The organism is Paucidesulfovibrio gracilis DSM 16080 (assembly GCF_900167125.1).
In the GTDB taxonomy this organism is placed as follows: Bacteria; Desulfobacterota; Desulfovibrionia; order Desulfovibrionales; family Desulfovibrionaceae; genus Paucidesulfovibrio; species Paucidesulfovibrio gracilis.
Map to the genome: position 1 here is coordinate 31700 of NZ_FUYC01000009.1, position 22840 is coordinate 54539.

General features: G+C 58.6%; 22 protein-coding genes and 2 tRNA genes. 13 read left to right on the forward strand and 11 right to left on the reverse strand.

All coding sequences use genetic code 11. From position 1 onward, the window contains the following. The 10 genes from B5D49_RS09855 (at position 1) to B5D49_RS09900 (ending at position 9442) form a co-directional block, all read left to right on the forward strand. Positions 1-1773, forward strand: coding sequence for an ARMT1-like domain-containing protein (locus B5D49_RS09855; RefSeq protein WP_078717531.1), 1773 nt, complete (start codon positions 1-3; stop codon positions 1771-1773). Between the two features lie 11 nt (positions 1774-1784). Continuing rightward, the gene (locus tag B5D49_RS09860) at positions 1785-3020 is read left to right on the forward strand and encodes an MltA domain-containing protein (protein ID WP_159447197.1); all 1236 of its coding nucleotides are present in this window, start codon (positions 1785-1787) and stop codon (positions 3018-3020) included. A gap of 92 nt (positions 3021-3112) precedes the next feature. After that, on the forward strand, positions 3113-4546 hold the full coding sequence (gene gatB / locus B5D49_RS09865) for an Asp-tRNA(Asn)/Glu-tRNA(Gln) amidotransferase subunit GatB (protein ID WP_078717533.1): 1434 nt from the start codon (positions 3113-3115) through the stop codon (positions 4544-4546). Between the two features lie 135 nt (positions 4547-4681). After that, entirely contained in the window at positions 4682-5722 is a 1041-nt protein-coding gene (gene mtnA, locus B5D49_RS09870) for an S-methyl-5-thioribose-1-phosphate isomerase (RefSeq protein WP_078717534.1), read from the forward strand. Between the two features lie 300 nt (positions 5723-6022). Continuing rightward, positions 6023-7540 carry a ribosome biogenesis GTPase Der gene (der, locus tag B5D49_RS09875; RefSeq protein ID WP_078717535.1) on the forward strand — a complete coding sequence of 506 codons (1518 nt, stop codon included), beginning with the start codon at positions 6023-6025 and terminating at the stop codon, positions 7538-7540. An 85-nt stretch (positions 7541-7625) separates the two neighbouring features. Continuing rightward, positions 7626-7719 (forward strand) — tRNA-Ser (locus B5D49_RS09880). Positions 7720-7848: 129 nt separating this feature from the next. Continuing rightward, entirely contained in the window at positions 7849-8070 is a 222-nt protein-coding gene (locus tag B5D49_RS09885; RefSeq protein ID WP_078717536.1) for a hypothetical protein, read from the forward strand. A gap of 417 nt (positions 8071-8487) precedes the next feature. Further along, positions 8488-8928 (forward strand): hypothetical protein, encoded by a 441-nt coding sequence (locus B5D49_RS09890; RefSeq protein ID WP_078717537.1) that lies wholly within the window; start codon positions 8488-8490, stop codon positions 8926-8928. 93 nt (positions 8929-9021) lie between these two features. Then, entirely contained in the window at positions 9022-9174 is a 153-nt protein-coding gene (locus B5D49_RS09895; protein ID WP_144019408.1) for a hypothetical protein, read from the forward strand. Further along, on the forward strand, positions 9167-9442 hold the full coding sequence (locus B5D49_RS09900) for a type II toxin-antitoxin system RelE/ParE family toxin (RefSeq protein WP_078717538.1): 276 nt from the start codon (positions 9167-9169) through the stop codon (positions 9440-9442). The genes B5D49_RS09895 and B5D49_RS09900 overlap by 8 nt, the downstream gene beginning before the upstream one ends. Before the next feature lie 82 nt (positions 9443-9524). Here the strand turns inward: B5D49_RS09900 and B5D49_RS09905 are convergent. The 11 genes from B5D49_RS09905 to B5D49_RS09955 all read right to left on the reverse strand — a co-directional run bounded on the left by B5D49_RS09905 (position 9525) and on the right by B5D49_RS09955 (position 19286). Then, a tRNA-Val gene (locus B5D49_RS09905) sits at positions 9525-9600 on the reverse strand. Between the two features lie 72 nt (positions 9601-9672). After that, positions 9673-11793, reverse strand: a complete 2121-nt coding sequence (locus tag B5D49_RS09910; protein ID WP_078717539.1) for an FAD-dependent oxidoreductase — start codon at positions 11791-11793, stop codon at positions 9673-9675. Positions 11794-11880: 87 nt separating this feature from the next. After that, a complete protein-coding gene (locus B5D49_RS09915; protein WP_078717540.1) occupies positions 11881-12459 on the reverse strand; it encodes an electron transport complex protein RnfA in 579 nt (192 codons plus the stop codon). Between the two features lie 3 nt (positions 12460-12462). Next, positions 12463-13137: an electron transport complex subunit RsxE gene (gene rsxE / locus B5D49_RS09920; protein WP_078717541.1), complete on the reverse strand. Its 675-nt coding sequence runs from the start codon at positions 13135-13137 to the stop codon at positions 12463-12465. 26 nt (positions 13138-13163) lie between these two features. After that, positions 13164-13760 (reverse strand): RnfABCDGE type electron transport complex subunit G, encoded by a 597-nt coding sequence (gene rnfG / locus B5D49_RS09925; RefSeq protein WP_078717542.1) that lies wholly within the window; start codon positions 13758-13760, stop codon positions 13164-13166. Then, a complete protein-coding gene (locus B5D49_RS09930) occupies positions 13760-14719 on the reverse strand; it encodes an RnfABCDGE type electron transport complex subunit D (RefSeq protein WP_078717543.1) in 960 nt (319 codons plus the stop codon). Before B5D49_RS09930 ends, rnfG begins: the two co-directional genes overlap by 1 nt. 2 nt (positions 14720-14721) lie before the next feature. Further along, positions 14722-15909 carry a hypothetical protein gene (locus B5D49_RS09935; protein ID WP_078717544.1) on the reverse strand — a complete coding sequence of 396 codons (1188 nt, stop codon included), beginning with the start codon at positions 15907-15909 and terminating at the stop codon, positions 14722-14724. 6 nt (positions 15910-15915) lie between these two features. Further along, the gene (locus B5D49_RS09940; RefSeq protein WP_078717545.1) at positions 15916-16689 is read right to left on the reverse strand and encodes a cytochrome c3 family protein; all 774 of its coding nucleotides are present in this window, start codon (positions 16687-16689) and stop codon (positions 15916-15918) included. A gap of 224 nt (positions 16690-16913) precedes the next feature. Next, positions 16914-17843: an NAD(P)/FAD-dependent oxidoreductase gene (locus tag B5D49_RS09945; RefSeq protein ID WP_078717546.1), complete on the reverse strand. Its 930-nt coding sequence runs from the start codon at positions 17841-17843 to the stop codon at positions 16914-16916. A 298-nt stretch (positions 17844-18141) separates the two neighbouring features. Then, entirely contained in the window at positions 18142-18969 is an 828-nt protein-coding gene (locus B5D49_RS09950) for an HD domain-containing protein (protein ID WP_078717547.1), read from the reverse strand. Then, complete coding sequence (locus B5D49_RS09955; RefSeq protein WP_078717548.1) at positions 18966-19286, reverse strand: hypothetical protein; 321 nt, start codon at positions 19284-19286, stop codon at positions 18966-18968. Before B5D49_RS09955 ends, B5D49_RS09950 begins: the two co-directional genes overlap by 4 nt. 146 nt (positions 19287-19432) lie before the next feature. On the opposite strand from B5D49_RS09955, the gene B5D49_RS09960 reads away from it, so the two are divergent. Genes B5D49_RS09960 through B5D49_RS09970 form a run of 3 tightly spaced genes read left to right on the forward strand, consistent with a single transcriptional unit; the run spans position 19433 to position 22734 of the window. Further along, a complete protein-coding gene (locus B5D49_RS09960) occupies positions 19433-20272 on the forward strand; it encodes a TIM44-like domain-containing protein (RefSeq protein WP_159447198.1) in 840 nt (279 codons plus the stop codon). Positions 20273-20284: 12 nt separating this feature from the next. Then, positions 20285-21007, forward strand: a complete 723-nt coding sequence (locus tag B5D49_RS09965; RefSeq protein WP_078717550.1) for a class I SAM-dependent methyltransferase — start codon at positions 20285-20287, stop codon at positions 21005-21007. Next, positions 21007-22734 (forward strand): YcaO-like family protein, encoded by a 1728-nt coding sequence (locus B5D49_RS09970; protein WP_078717551.1) that lies wholly within the window; start codon positions 21007-21009, stop codon positions 22732-22734. The genes B5D49_RS09965 and B5D49_RS09970 overlap by 1 nt, the downstream gene beginning before the upstream one ends. Positions 22735-22840 lie beyond the last annotated feature (106 nt).

A 22840-nucleotide genomic window follows, 5' to 3' on the forward strand; every position in this document is an offset into this window, starting at 1 on the left:
ATGCCCAAATTAAAGGACTACCGTTCCGTTCTCGATATACACCGGGGTGAAGATCCGGCCATGGATGCATTGCTGCTGCATTTCATGACCGAGAACGGTCTTGAGTACACGATCGACCCGCTGAAAAACGCATCCGCCGAGCAGATTCGCTTTATGGTGGCTTGTGAGGACGATACGTTTTACGCTCCCTGTTCGGACTGGATGCTATTGCAGCTGCTCCAGTCCCGTATGTCACCGGAGTTGCAACAGATGTATCTCCAGCAGTGGCACAGGTTTGTGCGGCTTGTGCGCGACTCGTGCAATGATCCGGATCAGCGTCGCAAGATTATGAATCTGGCCCGCTATAAATTTCGCATGATCATGGATTCCTGCATAACCATTCCTTCGCGGGTCATGAAACGGCTCATCACCATCTTCATGTCCCAGAGCGGGATCGACGACCCGCACCGCAAGCGCAAACAGCAGGCCAATGCCCAGGCCGCCAAGATCGTGGAAAGCACGGAATGGGACCGTTTTGTGAATGCCTGTCCCGAATCCTTCCATACCTGTCGGCGCATGGACGACCTGCGTTTTGAAATGGATTTTCTGGAAATGCAGCGGCTGCTTTGTGCCTCCACCCTTGGCAACTTTGACCATTGGTCCGAGTTCTTTCAGGATTGCGGCAAGGTGGAGCAGGAACTGCAGCAGCATGAGGATATCTTCCATGAATTGCACCGCCAGTTCTCACCCAAACGAGGCAGCGGGCCGCTGCGGATTCTCTTTTTGCCCTACAACAGCGGCGGGTTGATTTTCGACCTGCAGCTTATCCGGGCGTTGCTTCGCTGGGGGCATCGGGTGGTGCTGGCGCTGAAGGAAGGGTTTTATTTCGATGCGCCGTCCTTTTGGGATACGGAGCACGATCCATTATTGGCCGACTGTTTCAAGGACGCCAGGGTGATCAGCAACGTACGCATCAGCAAGAACGAATTGTTGCGGGAAATGCGCGAACATCCTTTTGTGATTATTTCCGACGGCACCCGGGAGCGACTCAATCCCTACCGCATGAGCGTGACCCTGGCGCGGGTCTGGAAGGAAGCCGATCTGATCATGGCCAAGGGGCAGGAGAATTACCGCCGTACCATTTTGACGAGCCATTCGTTCACCCGGGATATCTTCAGCTATTTCCGGGGGGAGAACGGAAAGCTGGAACTGCATTTCAAGCCCAAGGCGAGCTGGGCGCGCAAGTTCAGCGAATCGGACATTCTGGCCAAGGCCGAGGCCATCATCGCCGACATGCGCCGTGCTTCGGCCGCAGGCAATACCGTGATGTTCTATTCGGGCATTGTGGGGTCCATACCGGGCCAGACCAGCATGGCCATCGAAGTCATGAATACGTTTATCCGGTATTTGCGCTCCCGTTTGGACGGCGTGTACATCATTAATCCGGCGGAACATTTTGAGGAAGGCATGGACGCCGACGATCTGATGTACATGTGGGAAAAAGTGCAGCGTAGCGGGTTTATCAATGTCTGGCGGTTCCAGTCCGTGCAGGATATCGAACGCAGCTTTGAATTGATGAATCGCAAGGTGCCGCCCGTCTGGGCAGGGAAGGATGCCACATATTCCACCGGCTGCACCAAGGAGATGAACATCGCCCTGGACGTGCAGCGACGGCATCGGGAATTGCAGATCATTGGTCCCAGCCCGGAAAAGTTTTTCCGACGCCGGGAATACGGGGTGGGGAAATTCTGTGACGTCGCCATCGAAGACTGCAACGAGTCCAGCCCGTTATGAGGAATGTTGTCGTGCGCTTCAAGGAGTGGTCGCAGCCCGGCACGGTTGGTTCGCGTTTGGCATTGGGGTTGGTCGCGGTCCTTGTGTTGCTTGCGGGGTGCGCCCCCAGGCAGGTTCCGGACGTCACGCCCGCGCCGCCGCCTTCTCTGTCGGAGGCGGCCCGTTTTTTGCGCTTTAACCATGGCCGTACCACCACGGAAAGTCGAACCCTGGATCTGCGGACCCAGGGATTGCATTCATGGATGGAGCTTGACGCGGGACTGCGGTACAGCCTGGACTATCTGCGTGGCAAGCCTGAAAATTCGATTGCAATGGACCGGCACGGCATACGGGTCACCTGGGGGCAGGTCCGGGCCAGCGTAGAGGAGTTGATCCGGCTGTTGCCCTACCTGGATCGTCGTCCCGAGTTGCTGGCCGAACATTTTCGGTGGTTTGTCCTGACACCGCCCCCGCTTATGACGGGATATTATACGCCTGAGATTGAGGCCAGTCTGGTCCCCCGCCCTGGCTATGAATACCCGATTTACGGTGTTCCGCCGGATCTGCGTGTGCGTCGACGCGGGCAGTCCGGGGTACCCGCTGTCTATCGTGTTGAAAACGGGCGGGTCTTGCCGTACCATACCCGCGCCCAGGTGGATCTGGGCAAGGTGCTTGCGGGCAAGGGCTTGGAAATCGCCTGGGCCAAGGATCCCGTGGATGTGTTTTACCTGCAGATCGAAGGCCAGGGGCGGTTGCGACTGCCGGACGGCAGTGCGCGGCACGTGGTCTACGGTGCGAAGAACGGCCACGATTTCGAAGGGCTAGGGAATATCCTTTACCATAGGGGCTATCTGCCCAAGTCCAAACGCGGGCAAAAGTATGTGCGGCGGTTTTGCGCCGAGCATCCCGAACTGGCCCGCAAGCTCATGGCCGAGAACAAGAGTTACGTGTTCTTTCGTTTTGCGGACCATCCTTCCCTTGGCGCCATTGGCAGGCCGCTCACGCCCATGGTCAGTGTGGCCGTTGATCCCAAATTGCTCCCTTTGGGCAGCATGATGGTGCTGGACGCGGGCATTCCCCGGCCGGACGGCACGGGAAAACGCCGTGTCCATGGCGTGGTGCTGGCCCAGGATACCGGATCGGCCATCAAGGGAGCCAGGTTGGATTATTTTATAGGCGTGGGGCATGATATTGAGCCGGTGGCCTGCCATGTCTACAGCCGCGCGACCGCGTACTTGCTGTTGAGCAAGCGCGCCCTATCCCACTGACGTTTTCCGGTGTCGAGCGTGACGCCCAATGTTCCCAGAAATTGTTGAGACTTTGTATAACGTAGCAATATCCTAGCATTCAGGAGCGCCCCATGGCCCAATACGAGGTAGTGATCGGGCTGGAAGTGCATGCCCAGCTCAAGACCGAATCCAAGCTGTTTTGTGCCTGTTCCACACGGTTCGGCAATGATCCAAATGAAAACGTCTGTCCGGTCTGTTCCGGCATGCCGGGTGTGCTGCCCGTGATGAACGAGAAGGTGCTGGAGTATGCGGCCAAGCTCGGACTGGCCGTGGATTGCGAGATCAACCGCAAATCCGTGTTTGCTCGGAAGAATTATTTTTATCCCGATTTGCCCAAGGGATACCAGACCTCCCAGTTTGATCTGCCCATCTGCGAACATGGCCGGATTGTGATCGAAACGTCCAAAGGTCGGAAAACCATCGGCGTGACCCGTATCCATATGGAAGAAGATGCAGGAAAATCGATTCACTCCGCTTCGGAGAACGTAAGTTTCGTCGATTTGAACCGGGCTTGCGTTCCGTTGGTGGAAATCGTTTCCGAGCCGGACATGCGGTCTGCCGAGGAAGCTGTAGCCTATCTCAAATCGCTGCACTCCATTCTTCGGTATTTGGACATCTGCGACGGCAACATGGAGCAGGGATCGTTTCGTTGCGATGCCAACGTGTCCATTCGTCCGCGGGGGCAGAAGGAATTCGGTACCCGCACGGAATTGAAGAACATGAACTCCTTCCGCCATGTGCAGAAAGCCATTGATTATGAAATTGAACGGCAGATCGACCTGGTGGAGGACGGTGAAGCCGTGATCCAGGAAACGCGGCTCTACAATGCGGATAAGGGGACGACCCATTCCATGCGCGGCAAGGAAGAGGCGCACGATTACCGCTATTTCCCCTGTCCCGATCTGGTCCCCATGGTGCTGGACGAAGCCTGGATCGCGCAATGGCGGGATGAACTGCCCGAGCTTCCCACGGTTCGCCGTGAACGCTTTCTCTTGGAGTACGGTCTTGCCGAAGAAACCGCAGTGCAGCTCACCTCCGAGCGGGAAACCGCGGACTTTTTTGAGGTCGCGGCCCGTGCTGCCACCAGCAAACCGAAGAAAATCGCCAACTGGGTCATGGTGGACGTGGCACATCTGCTGAACGAATCCGGCCTTTCCCTGGCGGAGTGCAAAGGTTCGCCCGAGTATTTGGCCGCATTGGTGGATTTGGTGGAGGGAGGCACGGTGAGTGCCAAGTCCGCCAAGGATATCCTTTCGGAAGTGCTGCGTGACGGCGCAGACCCCAAGGCCTTGGTCAAGGAAAAGGGCTTGGCGCAGGAGTCGGATACGGGCGCGTTGGAAGCGGTCATTGAGGAAGTCATTACCGAGAATCCGGACGAGGCCGAGCGGGTACGCGCTGGTGACAAGAAGGTCATTGGGTTTTTGATGGGGCAGATTATGCGTAAGACCCAAGGCAAGGCCAACCCCGGCGTGGTCAGTAAGATGCTGGCGCAGAAGCTGTCGTAATTCCGCCATGGGATACCCCCGAAACCAGCTGCGGACATTCAAGGCAGGTGGTCGGAGCGCGGTTTCCCGGGGCAGCCTCCGGGACATGGCGAAAAACGTGGAACATGGCCGCATGGCGCGCCGTCAGGAGGAAACATGACCGAGCATATTCAGTTTTCACCGGAAAAAGATTGCCTTGTTTTGCTGGATCAGCGGGTTCTGCCCAACCGCGAGGATTGGTTTGATTGCACCACAACCGATGAAATTTGTTATGCTTTGGTTACCATGGTGGTGCGGGGCGCGCCGGCCATCGGGGTGACGGCCGCGTATGGTTGTTATGTGGCTGCGCGCGAGGTGCAAAAAAGCGGTGTTGGGGAATGGCGGTCTGCATTGGAAGCCAAGCTGGACCAGATCGAGAATGCTCGCCCCACGGCCGTGAATTTGCGCTGGGCCGTGCGGGAGATGCGCCGGATTTGGAACGAGGCTGGCTCGGTTGCTTTGGGTGAACTCTGCGGCATCTGGCTGGCCCGGGCCAAAGAGATTCACGAAGGCGACATCGCCATGTGTGAAGCCATTGGCACGTTTGGCGGCGCCCTGATTGCGGACGGCGACACCGTCATGACCCACTGTAATGCCGGAGCCTTGGCCACGGCAGGGTACGGCACGGCTCTTGGAGTGATCCGCGGGGCCGTGGACCAGGGAAAGCGGATTCAGGTCATTGCCAATGAAACTCGTCCGTTTTTGCAGGGGGCGAGGCTCACGGCGTACGAACTGCACCGGGACGGCATCCCCGTGAAAGTGGCCTGCGACAATGCCTGTGCACTGTTGATGAAAAAAGGGCTGGTGCAAAAGGTGGTCGTGGGCGCGGACCGCATCGCGGCCAACGGCGATGCCGTGAACAAGATCGGCACCTATGGTGTGGCGTTGCTGGCCAAACATTTTGATATTCCGTTTTACGTGGCCGCCCCGGTCTATACTATTGATCCGGAAACGCCCACCGGCGACCATGTCCCCATTGAGGACCGTACGCCGCGTGAGGTGACGCACGTCGGGGATCATCAAATCACCCCCGATGGTGTGGAGGTCTACAACCTGGCCTTTGACCCCACGCCCAACGAATTGATTGCTGGTATCGTCACCGAGAAAGGGGTCTTGTACCCGCCGTATGCGGAGGCCATTGCCGCGTTGTTTCGCTAGGGAGCGTTCCGGCAGTCGCTGGATTGCTTCGGATGTGTTATTTTGTCGGGCTGTGAGGATCCGCACCATACCCCGGTCTCATGCCGGGACGGAAGGCGGATGCTTGCATGTCGTGTCGCAGTCGTGTATGGCTGCGGACCGCTGTTCGGCCATTCCTGCCACGGGCGGCCACCGGGCGGTTGCGCTCGGTATCGGCCTCCTTTATGATCTCCGTGTAATTTTTTTTCAATCCATAGGTTCGGGAACGGCGCGAACATCGAACGCGTCCCGCAGCCTTCCCGCAACAAATAGAGAATCGACATGCCAGCCACTTTCGCACTTATCGGGCGCCCCAATGTGGGGAAGTCCACCCTGTTTAACCGGCTTTTGCGCCGAAGCCTCGCCATTACGCACGATACGCCCGGCGTAACCCGGGACCGTATCTACGGTGAAGGACTGATGCGTGGTGTGCCGTTCGCCCTCATCGACACCGGGGGCATGGTTCTCGGGTTGGAGTCCGACCCGGGGCAGGGTGTGACCGGCCAGGGCTTTGAAGCCGAAATCGTGCAACAGGCCCAGGAAGGGATGGCGGAGTCCCAGGCCGTGTTGATGGTGGTGGACGGTCGGGCCGGATTGACCCACCTGGACGAAGAAGCCGCACGCTTGGCCCGGCAGAGCGGTAAGCCTGTGCTGTTGATCGTGAACAAGGTGGACGGCGCGGAATTGGAAGACCAGGCCCAAGTGGAGTTCCACGGATTGGGATTTGAGATGCTTTCCGTGTCCGCTTCCCACGGCTTTAACCTGCAAACCCTGCGGGACAGGGTGGCGGATATGGCTCAGGAGTATGCGCCGGACGAACCGCCCTCGGACGTGGAACAGGGTTTGCGAATCGCCTTGCTGGGGCGGCCCAACGCGGGCAAATCCTCTACCATCAACGCCCTCATCGGTCAGGACCGGCTCATTGTCAGTGATGTGGCCGGAACGACGCGTGACAGCGTGGACGTGACCTTTGAGCGGGGCAATAAGCGGTATACATTTGTGGACACCGCCGGGGTGCGCCGGAGAACCAACATTGTGGAGCGCCTGGAGCGGTTTACTGTGGTGCGCGCCCTCAAGAGCAGCAAAAAAGCGGACGTCACGGTCATGGTGGTGGATGCCATTGAAGGATTGACCCGTCAGGACAAACGGCTGCTGGAATTTTTGGTCAAGGAGAAGACTCCGTTTCTGGTAACCGTAAACAAAACGGATCTAGTGCCTTCCGGGGCGCTTTCGGATTTGAAGAAGGCGTTCGCCTTTGAACTGCGTTTTGCTCCCCATGTGCCGGTGCTTTATACCTCGGCATTGCGGAAAAAAGGGTTGAACAAGGTGTTGCCGCTGGCCGGTCAGATTCATAAGGAATGCGCCACCAGGGTGGGAACCGGCGTGCTGAACCGGTCCATGACCGAGGCGCTGGAACGGCATCAGCCGCCTGTGGTCAAACGGCGCCGTCCGAAGTTTTATTATCTTACTCAGGCGGATGCGGACGTTCCTACCTTTGTGTTCTTCATGAACGACCACACGTTGCTGAAGGACGCGTATCGACGCTATTTGGAGAACCAGCTCCGCAAAATGTTTGGCATCCAGTACGCCCCCATGCATCTCGTTTTTCGTTCTACGCATGAGAAAAAGGTCAAAGAGCTGAAGCGGGGCATTTCCGCATTGGGGAAAGTCGGTCCGGGCCGAAAGGTTCCCGGGGGTGAAGAGGAGAGCGCCGAAGGCGTTTCGGCACGAAAAAGCGGGCGTGCCGTGGCCAAGACCGAGTGGCGGCAAAAAAAACGGCGCCGGGGCGGATCTCGTTGAATCGAAGCGTACGTCTTGACAGGAGATACGGGAGAGGGTAAAGCCTCCCCCTGGTCACCGTAACACAGCGGTGTGCAAACCATATGGAGAGGTGGCCGAGCAAGGCTGAAGGCGCTCGCCTGCTAAGCGAGTATAGGGCTAACACTCTATCGGGGGTTCAAATCCCCCCCTCTCCGCCATATTTCAAAGTATGCAGGCTGTCAGTTTCACCGCTGGCAGCCTCTTTGTGTTTGTGGTGGTCCTCGTTGATTGCCCGAGGATTGCCCGGGACTTTTTGGCAAAGGATGTAATCAACCAAGGAGGTTTGTATGGAGGACAAATCCCTCTTCGAAGTCGTTGTTATGTTGGTTTTTATTTTTCTTGCCGGAAGTGTGTTGACTGCCATGGGCTATGCGGTCGTGGTGGTGCTCCCCGGGGAACTGCTGGGGTTTGACCCGCCGTTGGATGAAATGTGGAACTATTGGCTTTATGGTTTGGGCGGGGTTGCGTATATAGCGCATGTGCTCAGAAGTGGGACCGTGTTCAAATAGCCTGTGTGCTGCCTGCTTGTCCCTGGAGAAATGGCCGGGGGGAATTCATCGCGAGACGGGGTCTCCCGTGCAGGGGGACGGATAGTTATTGGTTGTACGAAAATAACGGGCTGGAGAGGACGTCCGGCTCTCTCATTTCAAGCCAGAGTTCCGCCCCCGGCCAGGACCGTGCCGAAATCCACATGAGTCCTAGATCCCACATGAGTCCCCCTTGGTCTACATGACCAGATGATTTGCAAAGGGTCAAAATAGCGCCTATATGGATATCGTCTGCAAGCTGCCCTTTTCATGAAAAAGGGTTCAGCCGCAGCCAGCGGCGCCGAACAGAGTGTTTCAATCAGCGAAACGGCCAAAATCACATGAGAGAGAACCGTGAAGGACATACCGTCGGACATCTACCGGGAATGCGATGGATACATGATCCTGCTCACGGTCTTGTATACGCACCGGCACTCTCCCGAGAAAGAAAAATGGGAGATGAAACGACAGGCTATCTTCAATGAAATCGACAAGCTGTCGGACGAGAGCATCGGAAAGAGAGCGCGGGCCGCATTTCAGGAGATGTTCGACCGCGTGAACAGCGCCGATGAATCCGCGTTCGGCTGGTTGTATCCCGAAATTTATCTCCTCATCGACACCCTTGACTGGTTCAACAACAATCCCGAGGAATCCGATACGACCAAGGGAGGAATTTTACGAATGAGGACGCGCCTCGAAAAAATCGCAGAAACCGCGCCGAACAACTCCCCTAAAGGAATATGGATAATGAGCATCTTCATGGCATACATGAGCGGCGGCACACCCTGGTGGGATAGCCCAGACCCTCTTCCGAACCTACGAAAACACGCTGATTCCTGACGCCAAACAGGACTCTGCACGAAAGCGATCGCTCCAAAATGAAAGTGGCTCTACAACAACGGGAGTGAGGTTGTTCGGGAGGCATTGCGGTTCATGGAGACGCACGAGGAGCTGGTCCGGCAGATGAAGATCGACGCGCTCAGGCGGGAACTACGCCTTGGAGCCGAGCAGGCAGAACGCGGCGAGTTCTTCGAAGACATCATGGAAGACATCATCGCCGAGGCAAGGCAACGCCGAAATGGCTGATGTCCGCATCACTCCGGCAGCCAAGGTGCAGTTACTCGACATCTGGAAATACACGACGGAACAGTGGGACGAGGATCAGGCAGACGCCTCCCCGCGCGACATCAAGACCGCATTGGACCGCCTAGCAGAGAATCCCATGCTCGGTATTCTTCAACCTGAGATTTTTCGTTGTGGGGCTGATATACATTTGGGCTACGGCGCTTATCCAGCGGTGTGGTTTGGTTGGCAGCCAGAACTGACCTTACGGGAGCCGACAATTTTGGCGTAGAATTGCGTGGAGCGTTTTGTATGGTTGAGAGCATGCAAAAGACCGGCAAATCATCGCTGACTTGCCGGTCTGTTCATTGCAGTGGTGGGCGATCCGGGATTTGAACCTGGGACTTCCACCGTGTGAAGATGGCACTCTAACCACTGAGTTAATCGCCCTCGTGAGGAGAAGTGTTTAACCAAAAGGCCGGTGGATTGGCAAGTACTTTTTTGCCTCGGGCCGGAATTTTTTTATTTCACTTCCACGGTTTTTCCCGTCGCTGCATCACTTGATGCACCAAGAAGCGGAGCGGGCATGTCGCGGTCGTAGCAGGTCAAGCCGCAGCGCAGGCAGCGGTTGGCTTCGTAAAGCGCCTCGGATTCACTGATGGTGCCTTCCACCTCGTCAAAGCACTGCGTGCGGTCGTCCAGATCGCAGACATGGGGCATGGCCGTGCGTTCCTTCAATTCAACGTCCGTCACGTCTTTGAACAGCGTGTAATCCATGAGTCCATGCAGCACGTTGTCGGGAACGGTGACCTTGCCGGACGCGAGGTAGTGATGAATGGCCCGTGCGGCACGCCGCCCCGCGCCAATGGCGGAAATGACGAGGCTGGGACCGGTGAACATATCGCCGCCTGTGAAGACATAGGGGATGGCGGTCTGGAGAGTGTCGGGATCAGCCGCCAGCGTCCGCCAGCGTGTGGCTTCCAGGGGGCATTCCTGGTCCTCTTCATACAGGCAGTCCAGGGCCGGTTTCTGGCCGATGGCCGCGAGTACGGAATCCGCTTCCAATACGGTCTCCGAGCCGGGAACCGGTTCCGGACGGCGGCGGCCTGACGCGTCTGCTTCGCCGAGACGCATCTGCACATATTTCACGCCGCAGGCATGGCCGGAATCATCAAGCACCACCTCCACGGGTTGGGCCAGGAACTGGAAGTTCACGCCTTCCTGTTCCGCTCCTTCGATTTCTTCCGGGTTGGCGGGCATTTCCTCCCTGGATCGCCGATACATCAGTGTTACGTCCGCACCGAGGCGTACGCTTGTTCGGGCCGAGTCAATGGCGGTATTGCCGCCGCCGATGACGATGACCCGTTTGCCGATGCCGGTGCGTACGTTCAAGCCGACTTTGGTGAGCATTTCCGTGCCGCTCATGACGCCGGGGGCGTCCTCGCCGGGGATGCGCAACGTGGCGTTGGCCCAGGCTCCGATCCCCAGGAATACAGCGTCGTAATTTCGTTCACCAAGAGATTCCAGGGTAATATCCCGGCCGAAGCGTTTTTCGGTGCGCACTTTGACCCCGAGATCAAGGATGCCCTGGATTTCCCAATCGAGCACATCCTTTGGGAGCCGGTATTCCGGGATGCCGTAGCGGAGCTGGCCGCCCAGTTTGGGCATGGACTCGAAAATGGTGGGGTTGTGGCCGAAGCGGCGCAGAAAGTAGGCGCAGGACAAACCAGCCGGACCGCCGCCGATGACGGCCACGCGCTGACCCGTGGAGGGCGCGCAATGCACGGGTAACCGGGTGCCGGAATTCATCTCCCAATCCGCTACAAACCGTTTGAGCATGTTAATGCCCACGGGTTCGTCCACATGGCCCCGTCGGCAAACGGTTTCGCAGGGGCGGGGGCAGACGCGTCCGCAAACCAGCAGCAGGGGGTTGCGTTCCTTGATCGTCTGCACTGCGCTGGCATAGTCGCCGTTTTTTACGCAGTTGATGTATTTGGGAATATTGATTTCACCCGGGCAGCGCTGGCGGCAGGGAGCCAGGCAGTCCGATGTCTGGTTGAGATGCAGAAGCGAGTCGGTGACGCCGTAAACGGACATGACTCCCCGGGGGCAAACCTCTTCGCATTTGCCGCAGGCGCGGCAGGCATCTGGATTGACGACTGGATATCCGTTTTCGCCCATGAAAATGGCGTCAAACGGGCAGGCGCGAACACAGCTCCCCAAGCCCAGACAACCTTCGGGACACATCTTGGAACCGCCGTGAAGCAGGTGTTGGGCGCGGCAGTCGGATGCTCCCTCATAGTGATAGTTTTCCTCGGCGCGGATTCCGCCGGTACAGTCCACATGCGCCAGACGCGGTTCCAGAGTGACCACCTTGAGTCCCATAATCGAGGCCACGTTGCGGGCGACTTCCTCGCCGCCTACGATGCAGACGTCGGCCCCCTCCTTGCCGGCCACCACGGCAGCGGCGGCTCCGGCGCATCCTGGGTAGCCGCAGCCACCGCAGTTGGCTCCGGCCAGGGCGTCCTCCACTTGGGCCAGGCGAGGGTCTTCATCCACATACAGCAGACGGGAAGCCACGCCCAGAATAACGGCGGCGGTGAATCCGATGCCCATCAGGGCCAGGAAGGATGTGAAAATCATGAACGCTCCTTGCGAAGACGAAAGCTGAACATACGGATCGAGTTTGTGACCGTGTCGCCTGCTACAGCAGGCCGCTTGTGAGCCGGGCTAGGAAATCATGCCCTTAAAGGCGAAGAACGCCAGGGACATAAGTCCGGCCAGAATCAAGGCGATGGGGGTACCCTTCAAGGATCGCGGTACCCGCACCAAATCCAGCCGTTCCCGTATGCCGGAAAGGATCACCAGGGCCAACGCAAACCCGACACCCGAGGCAAAGGCGAAGACCACGGCTTTGAAAAAGTCGTATTCCTTGCGTTGCACAATGAGAGCGATGCCGAGCACGGCGCAGTTGGTGGTGATGAGCGGCAGAAAAATACCCAGTGAACGGTAGAGCGGGGGCAGCATCTTTTTCAGGAACATCTCCACGAATTGCACCAGCGAGGCGATGACCAGAATGAAGGCGATGGTTTGCAGGTAGCCAAGGCCCGCGGGAAGCAGCAGATACTCCTGCACCAGCCAGGTGATGGCTGTGGAAAGGGTTGCCACAAAGACTACGGCCGCGCCCATGCCCCCGGCCACGCTTAAACTTTTTGACGTGCCGATAAAGGGACAGTTGCCCAGGTATTGGGCCAGGACAATATTATTGACGAATATGGCCGCCAGGACCAGAAGCAGATATTCCTGCATGGCTTAGCGCTCCGTTCCCTTGCACAAGCCGCATGACCCGCACTCGTGAGTGGGGTTGGCCCGGGGCGCAAGTCCCCGGCGACGGCGTTGCAGGTTGGTGAAATAGTTCATGGCTCCCAGAACCATGCCCAGGCAGACGAACGCGCCAGGTGCCTCAATCATGAAACTGAAGGGTTTGAACGAGGGACCGAAAAGCTCTGCGCCGAACAGGGTGCCGTAGCCTGAGATTTCGCGGATCGCTCCCAAAAAGGTCAGGGAGAGCGTAAAACCCAGCCCCATGCCCAGACCGTCCGCCACGGAAAGGTGCGGCGGATTCTTGGAAGCAAATGCTTCGGCTCTTCCGAGGATGATGCAGTTTACCACGATGAGGGAAACAAAGATCCCCAGTTTTTGGTACAGGGTGTAGGCAAAGGCCTGCATGAGCAGCTCCACGGCCACCACCAGCGAGGCCGCGATAACGATATAGCAGGCGATGCGTACCTTGGGGGGCACAATTTTGCGCACCAGGGAAACGAGCAGGTTGGAAAGGGTGAGCACGAATACAACGGCCATGCCCATGCCGAATCCGCCGTCTGCCGTCTTGGTCACGGCCAGCACGGGGCAGAGTCCGAGCACCAGGCGGAAAGGCGGCAGTTCTTTCCACAATCCTTTGGAAAATTCCTTCCACATTCTGATCATGATTTCTCCATCATGCCGGACCCGCGCTATTGCTGCGCGGCTTCAGCAAAGACGCGCCGAAAGTCGTCCTTCAGGGCCGTGTAAATGGACAGGGCTTTTTTCACAGCCATGACAGAGGCCGTGGACGATATGGTGGCACCGGAAACAGCGTCGATGTCACCGCCCTGGGAGCGCAGTTCCAGGTTGGTCAGCTCATGCCCGCGGAATTGGCCGGTGAATCCGTGTTTGGCTACACGGGCACCAATCCCCGGTGTTTCCTTCATGGTGGTTACGCCGATGCCCTGGACCGTGCCGGGATCAAATGTAAATCCTACCATGACGCCGATCTGGCCGCCGTAGCCCCGGCTTTTGGTTTCAAAGGCCACACCCAGCAGCTTGTCGTCTTTCTTGGCAGGGAAGACCGTGATCTCCTGGTCCGTATCCGGAATTGTGAATACGTGGCGTTCCTTCACGGGGTCGTTGTTGAATGTCGGAAACACGGCGGCAATGGCCGGACCTTGGACGAAAGTGAGTTCCTGCTCCACAATGTGCGGGGCCGTGAATTTTTTCAGGCTGGCCAGGGAGAGTCCGGCCAGGCCGCAGATCAGCGAGAGCACGACAATCATTTTAAGCATTTCGCGCATCAGTACGCCCCCTCATGCACGATGAGCGGCTTGGGCCGGATGCGGTCCAGCAGGGGAGCCGCAAGGTTGGCCAGCAGGATCGCAAAGGCTGCGCCGTCCGGGTGAACGCCCCAGACGCGGATGATGATCAGCAAGCAACCCGCTAGAAGGCCGAAAAGAAGCGTGCCGATGGGAAAAACAGGGGAAGAGCCGTTGTCCGTAGTCAGGAAAAAGGCCGCGAACAGCGTACTGCCCGCCAGGAGGTGGAACACCGGTCCCGCGTACTCTTCGGGGTTGATGAGCTGGAAACACAACGCGGTGAGGGTAACGCCGAGGACGAATCCCAGGGGGATGAGCGGCTTGATGCGGTTCCGTGCCAGGAGCCAGAGACCGCCCGCCAGCACCGGCAAGGTCTGCACGGCCCCGAGTCCGCCGATTTCGTGGCCAAGAAGTAAGTCCATCAAGGGAACGTCTTCTACGGCCAGATAGCCGAAATGCTTGAGTTCATGGAGAGGAGCCAGGAAATTGGAGTCCAGCAGGGTCAACTCCGTGTTCATGAGTTCCGGCCAGGAGATGGACAGGATGGCCCAGCCCACGCAGGGCGCGGCAAGGGGGCTGGCCCCGATGCCGCCGAATACGGCCTTGCCCAGGACAATACTTGCGGCGGCTCCGGCCAACACCAGCCACCAGGGGGCGGAGGCGGGCAGCAGAAAGGCCAGCAGCAGCCCCGTGAGCAGAGCGTGCAGATCGTCCGTTTCGTTTTCCCGTTCCATAATGCGTGCGCAAAGAGCCTCCACGACAACGGCGGCCGCGGCGCACAAGGCCATGACACGCAAAGCGGGCAGGCCGTAGTTGACCACGGCCATCACCACTGCCGGCAGGAGCGCCAGCAACGTTTCCAGCATGATGCCGCGGGTGGTTCGTCCGCAATGGATGTGGGGCGGGCAGGACACGGTCAGCAAAGGAGAGGGCGGACGCATGATCAGGCTTCCTCCGTGTCTTGGGATGGGGCCGTGTTAGGGGGTTGTTCTGCTTGGGCCGAGGCATCGAGCCGGGCCAATTCGGATTTGGCCAGTTGCAGGTATTGCAGCAGGGGGCGGCGCGCCGGGCAAACATATCCGCAAATGCCGCATTCGAAGCAGGCTGCGACATGGCCGAAACGGGCACGTTCCCAAAGACCGGCCTCGGCACACATGCTGAGTTCTCCCGGAAACAACCGTGCCGGGCAGTGGCGGGCGCATTGGCCGCAGTTAAGGCAAGCCGCGTCCCGCACCGGCGGGTAGGTGCTTTGCGGGATGACGGTCACACCGTAATCCTGGAGATGGAGACCGGTATTCAGGTCGAATAGTGCCTGGCCGCACAGGGGACCGCCGCGCGACACCCGATCTCCTGCATCGGGCAGGGAGCCGGTGGCTTCCAGCAGGTCGTGAACGGGCGTTCCAACCATGGCGCGCAGGTTCCGGCCTTGGACGGTGAGGAAAACTTCTGTTCGCGGCAGGCCGGTTTCCATGATCCGTCCCAGCGCCATAAGCGTGAAGATGTTGATCACGGTGATTTTTTTAGAGACGTTTTTTTCGCCGATGGCCTGGAGGATCATGGTTTTCATGCCGTTGGGATGTCGGGGCGGCATCCGGACAACGTCACAGTTGCCGAAAGCCGATGCATCCACGTCCGGGCCGACCACGGTCACCTGGGTCGGCGTGATCAGCGTGCGGGCCAGGCGAAGCCCTTTCGAAAGCGTATCTCGAAAGTCGCGAAGCAGCCGTCCGGTGATGAAGATATTCGGTTCCGGTGGGGTGGCGTTGACGACCAATCGTCGGGCGGGTCGCAGGGCGTCCACATCCATGCCGCATTCGCTGAGGGCGTTTTTCAGTGCGGAGCCGTTCAGGGCGCTCAGATCCCTGGCCGCCACCGGCTCGACGGCCACAGGACCGCTTCGCACAGAGACAAACCCGTCTTGCACCCCTGTCACCTCGCCGGCAACCGGAGTATGCGTCCAGGGACCGAGGGGGTGGGCCGGTCGGCCGACAGCGCCGAAGCGGGGAAGTTCCTCCCCGGGAGTCACCAGGGGGAGGCCTCCACGCAACGGAATGTGGACTTCTTGTGCCTGCGGGGCGTCCTGCAACGGGCTGCCCGGATCAGTATGCAATATGAAATCGTTTTTGCCCATGGACGGTTACCTGATGTGACACTTGTCGCAGTCGTTTTCGCCGTAGGGGCCTTTTTGCAGATCCCGGTGGCAGTTCATGCATTGGTCATGGAAGGCATTGGTGCGCGTGAGTACCAGCTCACGGTCCGGATTCGGAGTGCGGTGGCATTGCTGACACGGGGTGTAAGAGCCGGAATAATTGGTCATATCCTTCATGCGGTGGCAGGGCGAGCACCCTTTGATGCCTTTGTCGAACATATCGTCGTGACAGGTGGCGCAGCGTTTGTGGGCCGCGTCCCGGAGGCTGGGCATATATTCATCCCCGGCGAGGTCATGGCATTGGTTGCAGTGGCCTGGTTCGTCCTCGATATCCGGCCCGTGGTGGCAGGCCTGACAGTCGTCAAAGGCATACTCTTTGTGTGCTTCGTGGTCGAAGGCCAGCTCGCCGAATTCCGCGTGGTGACATTTCACGCAGTAGCTTTTGTCCGGGAAGGAATTGACGTGCTCGGCGATGTAGTCCTGGTCAAAGGATGCGGGATGACAGGAACCGCAGGGGACAGGTTCGGCTTTCGCAGCTTGCTGTCTGTCATGTTCCGTTTTGGTTTCGTGGTGACATTGCACGCAGGCTATTTCGTAGTTCCGATGATGGCGAAGGTGGGAGAAAATCACCCGGCCGCCGTTGTTGTGAAACAGAATGCGCACGGGCAGCTTTTGGGCTGTGGCCGGGAGAAGATATCCAGCCAAGGCCACGGCAAGCAGCAGGCAGACGACTACCGTGATGGGAATGTGGCGTTTTTGCAAGATGGCGTACCTAAAATTATTGTTGGGCGGGAAGTATAACCATGTTTACCGGACTTCGTCCATACCCGCGAAAACCACCGTTGCCGTCGTTTGAAACGGGCTGTTTGCGCCGTTGTGTAAAAAACAGTGTTTCGTTTGACGGAAAAAGGAACCGGAAACCGCTGAAATAGACTTTGTGGCAGCGCCATGGCCAATTCCGGCGGTTCCGGCAAGGGATTCCCGATTTAATCGGTTTCCTTGTCAGCATCGGTTTGTGCCGTCTTGAGCCGCTTGGAATAGGACGCGGCTTCGATTCCCGCGACGCATCCTTCGCCCACGGCCTTGGCGATCTGCAAAGGGGGACCGCAGATGTCGCCAGCGGCGTACACGCCGGGAATGTTGGTACGCTGCTTTTTGTCGGTCTGCACGTATTTCATGGTCTCGTCCAGTTCCAGCCCAAGAGTGGCGGCCAGCTCCAGGACACCTTTGGCCCCGAGTTCGATGAACACCCCGGCAACATCCAGGCGTGTGCCGTCCTTGAGTTGTAGACCGGTGACCGCGTTTTCCCCTTCGATGGCTGCGACTTCGGCATTTTCAAGGATGGTGACGCCTTGTTCCCGAGCCTGGGCGAGTAGTTCCGGAGCCACGTCGAAGCGGTCGTTGATAAGCCAAACCTTTGATGCGGTATGGGAAAGGGTTACGGATCCGCCCACGGCGGCACTCTGGCCGCCCACCACTGCCACCGGTTCGTTGCGGAAAAAGCCGCCGTCGCATTCCACGCAATAGCTTACGCCTTTCCCCAGAAGTTCTTTTTCACCGGGGACGCCCAGTCGATTGCGACTGGTGCCTGTGGCCAGCACCAGGGAGCGTGCCGTAAAGGTGCGGCCGCTTTCGATGGTCAATTGGAAATGTTTGCCTTGTGGCAGGATGGAGAGCACGTCTTCTTCAATGATCTCAGTGCCGAAGTTCTCTGCCTGCATCTTGCCGGTTTCGAGCATTTCTTCGCCCGTGATTTTGAGCTGGCAGCAGAAGTTTTCCACATGCGCCCAAAACAGGCTGCTTTTGTGCATTCTTCCGAGCATGAGCACGTCCGCTTTTTTGCGGGACGCGTGGATGGCGGCCTGAATGCCGCCGGGACCGGAGCCGAGGATGACGACATCGTAGATTCGATTCATGAAAGCTCCTCAATGTTCTACGGTGAAGAGGGCAATCCCCATACTAAAGGCGTGGCGAAAAAAGGCAAGAGGCAAGCCGCAATTTGTCAGCATGACAGAATTTTCACATAATAGCGGCTCAGGAGGGAGCAGCGGCTTGCATCGTTTTGTCCGTGCCGCTCCATTCCTGCATGCGAACTGCGTCAGGAGACATGCTCCCCCAGGGAAGGGGAACGCGGTATGACAAAGCAATCGGCGGGGCAGTTGTTTCCGAAGCTGGGACGGGTCGTGTGCGGCGCGGACCGTTCGAAGTGTTGCTTCAGCCGGAAACAGTTGTTTGCTTGGTACGGGGTTGCGAGAGCGAGGTGTGGTCGGAGGGGCTGTCGAGTCGAAGCGCTATCTTTCTGCGGAGTTGCCGCATGGGGGCGTCGTCGGGCATGGCCGCGAAAAGGGTCTCGGCATAGCCTCGTTCCCGGTAGATGGTGCGGGCTGCGGCATGGTTCAGACCCGCGACCCAGCCGAGCAAGAGCAGACGGAAATCGTTGTGCCAGCGCATGTCCCGATAGTTCGCCGTCTCGCCGGCCAGTACCTTATTATAAATGGAACGTGTGTACCGTGCGGGGGCATCCTTGGTGTCCAGGGTCACCTTGGAGCTGGCATCGGCTCCGGCAGAGAGATGTTCTAGGACCACAGGAATGATGTCCAGTTTGTCGCTGTCGCGGACCACGCGAACAACGGTGTTCAGCGGTTCGGGCAGGTCGGGGCGCAGATCGCGGACGTTGTGCAGGAACACGGCGCCAAGCACGGTGCGGCGTTCAAAGGTGGAGAATCCACTCATGAGGTCTGAATGCAGCAGGGAGGTAATGCCGAGCCGGGCGTGATTTTTTGACGAGGGATCGTGGAAGGTCGCGTAGGTGCGGTATTGGTCGAACCGACCCGTATCGTGCAGCAGAGCCGCTATGAGCGAGAGTCGTGTCGTGGCGGCATCAAGCTTCTCGTCGCGCACGATGCGTGCGGCCAGATCCCGCACGCGCAGGCTGTGCCGGATTTTGAGGTCGATGTGGTAGTCGTTGTCGGGGTCGCCGGTAAGATATCCAGCAACGTAGTTTTGGAAGCGCTCATCCAGTTGTTGAAGAGAAATGGTCATGATCGTTCAATGCGGCGTTTGTGGCGGAGATATTGCCGTTCGCTCCAGTCTCCCCGCTCATATTCTCGTTTCAGTTCATCCAGTTCCTTACGCCGCAGTTCTTCGGCCTCGGCGTCCAGTTCCTTATCGCGAAGCAGGCCTTTGGGACCGTGCAGGATGCGCAGAAAACCGGCGATGACTGCGAAAATGGCCACCAAAAAGGCAAGTCGGGCCAAAAGCGGAAGCCAGCTTTCTCCCGTACCGCTGGTGAAGGGCCAGAATTCCCAGCCTGTGGGGACGGCGCTTTGCGAAATAAAATGCAGAATCGTCGAATCCATGGCGGCTCCTTACGTTGTGCTGCCCACACATACTGCCCATGGCGCGCCATGGCAAGGAGGAAGGGGGCCGGTGTCTGGACAGGTCGCCCGGGTTTCCGTATCTTCCCGGTTCGATTCCCCACACACCGGAACCATGGGAGTGGATCATGAAGCCGAAGCTGTTGTATATTCTTTGTGCGGTCCTGGCTGTTTGTTGGTTGACCGCGAGCGTTCCCGCCCAGGCATGGCAGTGGGGACAGGCAAACGAGACCGTCTCACAGACCACCGCGCCGCAGCCCGGTGATTCACAGGCGGCTGCCCCCCGGCAACCGAGCAGGGAACCCAGGGGATTCGGCTTGCAGTTTATCCCCATTATTTTGATTATCCCGCTGGCCTGGTTGTTTTTTCGAGGGGTTCATCGCCGTCGCGACGATCAGGATTCAGATTTCCCGTCGTCCAGCAGTGGGAAGGGCGACAGTCGGTTTTCCCAGGAGGACGATCCCGAACATCTCCGGGAAGCATACCGCCGCGCACGAGCGCAATGGGAATGGATGGAAGGCGGGGAGTCCCGTAAGCCCCGGGAGGCGGCTGCATCTTCCCGGGCGGCGTCGGCATCGGCTGACGGTGGGTTTGATGAAAGTGAGTTTTTGCGCGGTGCCAAACTGGCCTATGCCCGGTTGACCGAGGCATTCGACGCGCTGGATGCGGATGCCGCAGCTCCGTTCGCCGCCGAGGCGGTGGTGGAAGGCTTGCGCGCCCGCGCCCGTTCCGGTGCGGTCCCCACAACCACGGAGTTGGTGCTTGTGGAGGCCGAGCTGTTGGAGCATTCCGAGAGCGGGGAGAGTGAAGAGGCTGTTGTATTGTTCGATGCGTTGGTGCGGCGCGGCAATGAGTCGCCTGAGCCGGAGGAGGTCCGGCAGGTCTGGCGTTTTGGCCGCGACCCCCGCGACCCGTCGTCCATGTGGCGGCTGGAGCGCATGGAATCCTATAGTGAACCCGCATCCTGATGAGGAGTGACTTTGGCGAAAGCACCTTTTGATCCCCGGGCTTCCCTGGACGAATTGCTGCATACGGCGCGTTCGCGCTTTGGTGAGGTGGAGTTTCAGGAAGTGGGGTTAAGCGGCGGTCCGTTGGAGATTCTCCAGATCCGGGACATGACCGCATATATCGATAAAATCGTTGCCCGGGCGGGCAATTCCGGTGATGTCCAGTTACCGTTGTGGGCGAAGATCTGGCCCGGCAGCGTGGTTTTGTCCATGTACCTTGAGCGGTGTCCCCTGGTGGAGCACGGCCGGTACCTGGAAATCGGTGCGGGCGTAGGACTGGCCGGACTGATTCTGGCCCGGCGCGGGGTCCATGTGACGCTGACGGACCTGGAGCCGGATGCGTTGCTGTTTTGCCGTATCAACGCTCTGCGGAACGGTCTGGAACAGAATGTGGATGTCGTCGCCGCCGACTTCACCCGTGACCGTCTGGAAGGTACTTTTGACGGAATTCTTGGCGGAGAGGTCTTGTTCCGGCAAAGCATGTTCGAACCGCTTGGAGCATTTCTCGGTGCGCATCTTGCCCCGCGTCCCGATGCCGAGATCGTGCTCAGCGTGGACAGTCAGCGCGAGGGGATTCCTTTTTTTAAGGCCGTTTGTACCGATTACGCCATCATGCGTCAGGACGTACCGTTTTCGGACAAGGACTCCGGCGAACAGCGCACGGCCTGCCTCTATCGGATGCGGAGGAAGTCTTGATGTTGCGACTCGGCAGCTGTCCAAAATCCTACGCCCTGGATCAGGACAAGGTTGTGTCTCCTGCGGATACAGTAGCCAGGGTGCAGGCGTGTCTGGAAAAATTATTCCCCGGCGTGTTGGCGAAAATCGACCGTGTGGACACGGGACGACTCGGCATCCCCGTGTATGTGAGCGAGTGTGGACCTGACGCACGGGCCGTCATGCCCACCCGAAAGCAGATGGGCAAAGGTGCCACACCGGACCAGGCCCGGGCTTCGGCTTTGATGGAACTGGTGGAACGCTATAGCTTTTTTCATTTCTGGGAGAGTGAGGCCTTCACCCAATTGACCTGGAGCGAAGCCGAGGAACAATGGCCGGAACAGCTGTTGCCTTTGGAGCAGATGCTGCAATCCGTGGATGAGACCCTGGCGCCCGAACAGGCTCGTACCGTGCTGGATCTGGTGGAGTGGCGGTTTTGTCCGGCATTGGATGTGGCAACGGGCCGGGACGTGGTGGTTCCTCTGGATTGGTTCAAAAAATTGAACGAATTCAACGGTGCCTCTGCCGGGAACAGCCCTGAGGAATCCATCCTGCAAGGAGCCTGTGAACTGGTGGAGCGCCATGTCTGTGCGCTTGTTGATCGTGAGCGGCCCGAACTGCCCACCATTGATCCGTCGGATTCCGAGGATACGGTATTGCGGGAACTGGTGGACGCGTTCGAACGTAACGGTGTTCGCGTGCTACTCAAGGATTTCAGCCTGGGTATGCCCGTTCCCACGGTGGCGGCGGTGGCCTGGGATCCGTCCACATTCCCCGGCATGAGTGAGATCGTATTCACGGCGGGAACGTCTTCTTCTCCGGTGAAAGCCGCTGTTCGCGCTCTTACTGAGGTGGCTCAACTCGCGGGAGATTTTTCCACCGGCCGGATTTATGAGGCCTCGGGGCTGCCCAAGTTCACATCGCTGGACCAGTTCGACTGGTTGCGCCGTGGCCCGGTGGTTTCCCTGCGGGAACTGCCCGATGTGGAACACGATGACATTTATGAAGAATTGTTGACATTGGCCCGCAAGCTGAATGCCCAGGGGTATGCATTGTACAGCGTGGCGACCACGCCGCCGGGCATGGAAGCTGCGGCGAATTACAATGTTGTGCCTGGATTCGCTTTTCGGGAGCGTACCGCCCATGCCAGCTTGGGATTGTTCGTGGGCCGCTCCCTGGCTGAGGAAGCGCCGGAAGCCCAGGCCGTGGTGGGGCTGGAGATGTTGGCTGAAGTATATCCTGACGCTCATTTTGTCCCGTTTTTTAAGGGATTGCTTGCGTTGCGTCTGGAGGATCCCGCTGAGGCGGCGCGCTGTTTTGCCACGGCGGAGCCGTTGCAGCCCGCACCGGAGGAACAGGCGCTGGCCGCATTTTATCGGGCCTATGCCTTGAGCCGTCTGGAACGATGGGACGAGGTGGAAGAGCCGCTCTCCCGTTCCGCAGCCCTGGATCCCGGTTTCAAAGAAGTGTTTAACCTGCGTGGGGTGGCGCGGTTCAAGGCAAAGCGGTATGAAGAGGCAGCCCTGGATTTCAAGGCCGCTTTGGAACTGGACAGTGGTTCGGCTCCGGATTTGGCCAATCTTGGTTTATGCGAAAAGTTTCTCGGCAACCATGAGGCCGCTACGGATTATTTGAGTACTGCCCTGCACATGGACCCTTCCTTGGACTGGGCCATGCCGCATCTTGAAGAGTTGCTGGAGGGCGAGTAGTCGGAGCCGCGGCTTGAGAGTATTGACAACTCGGGCATGGACATTTATTCAAACCGAAAAAGTTTGTCGAAAAAGCGGTGGATCGCCGCTTATAGGATAAGGAGCG

What these genes read in the sequence shown, in the direction of transcription:
- mtnA (WP_078717534.1), top strand. Translation starts at nt 4,682, where the DNA reads ATGACCGAGCATATTCAGTTTTCACCGGAAAAAGATTGCCTTGTTTTG.
- rsxE (WP_078717541.1), bottom strand. Translation starts at nt 13,137, where the DNA reads ATGATCAGAATGTGGAAGGAATTTTCCAAAGGATTGTGGAAAGAACTG.
- B5D49_RS09930 (WP_078717543.1), bottom strand. Translation starts at nt 14,719, where the DNA reads ATGCGTCCGCCCTCTCCTTTGCTGACCGTGTCCTGCCCGCCCCACATC.
- gatB (WP_078717533.1), top strand. Translation starts at nt 3,113, where the DNA reads ATGGCCCAATACGAGGTAGTGATCGGGCTGGAAGTGCATGCCCAGCTC.
- B5D49_RS09900 (WP_078717538.1), top strand. Translation starts at nt 9,167, where the DNA reads ATGGCTGATGTCCGCATCACTCCGGCAGCCAAGGTGCAGTTACTCGAC.
- der (WP_078717535.1), top strand. Translation starts at nt 6,023, where the DNA reads ATGCCAGCCACTTTCGCACTTATCGGGCGCCCCAATGTGGGGAAGTCC.
- B5D49_RS09885 (WP_078717536.1), top strand. Translation starts at nt 7,849, where the DNA reads ATGGAGGACAAATCCCTCTTCGAAGTCGTTGTTATGTTGGTTTTTATT.
- B5D49_RS09960 (WP_159447198.1), top strand. Translation starts at nt 19,433, where the DNA reads ATGAAGCCGAAGCTGTTGTATATTCTTTGTGCGGTCCTGGCTGTTTGT.
- B5D49_RS09945 (WP_078717546.1), bottom strand. Translation starts at nt 17,843, where the DNA reads ATGAATCGAATCTACGATGTCGTCATCCTCGGCTCCGGTCCCGGCGGC.
- B5D49_RS09935 (WP_078717544.1), bottom strand. Translation starts at nt 15,909, where the DNA reads ATGGGCAAAAACGATTTCATATTGCATACTGATCCGGGCAGCCCGTTG.
- B5D49_RS09955 (WP_078717548.1), bottom strand. Translation starts at nt 19,286, where the DNA reads ATGGATTCGACGATTCTGCATTTTATTTCGCAAAGCGCCGTCCCCACA.
- B5D49_RS09910 (WP_078717539.1), bottom strand. Translation starts at nt 11,793, where the DNA reads ATGATTTTCACATCCTTCCTGGCCCTGATGGGCATCGGATTCACCGCC.
- B5D49_RS09895 (WP_144019408.1), top strand. Translation starts at nt 9,022, where the DNA reads ATGGAGACGCACGAGGAGCTGGTCCGGCAGATGAAGATCGACGCGCTC.
- B5D49_RS09950 (WP_078717547.1), bottom strand. Translation starts at nt 18,969, where the DNA reads ATGACCATTTCTCTTCAACAACTGGATGAGCGCTTCCAAAACTACGTT.
- B5D49_RS09890 (WP_078717537.1), top strand. Translation starts at nt 8,488, where the DNA reads ATGATCCTGCTCACGGTCTTGTATACGCACCGGCACTCTCCCGAGAAA.
- B5D49_RS09855 (WP_078717531.1), top strand. Translation starts at nt 1, where the DNA reads ATGCCCAAATTAAAGGACTACCGTTCCGTTCTCGATATACACCGGGGT.
- B5D49_RS09970 (WP_078717551.1), top strand. Translation starts at nt 21,007, where the DNA reads ATGTTGCGACTCGGCAGCTGTCCAAAATCCTACGCCCTGGATCAGGAC.
- rnfG (WP_078717542.1), bottom strand. Translation starts at nt 13,760, where the DNA reads ATGCGCGAAATGCTTAAAATGATTGTCGTGCTCTCGCTGATCTGCGGC.
- B5D49_RS09915 (WP_078717540.1), bottom strand. Translation starts at nt 12,459, where the DNA reads ATGCAGGAATATCTGCTTCTGGTCCTGGCGGCCATATTCGTCAATAAT.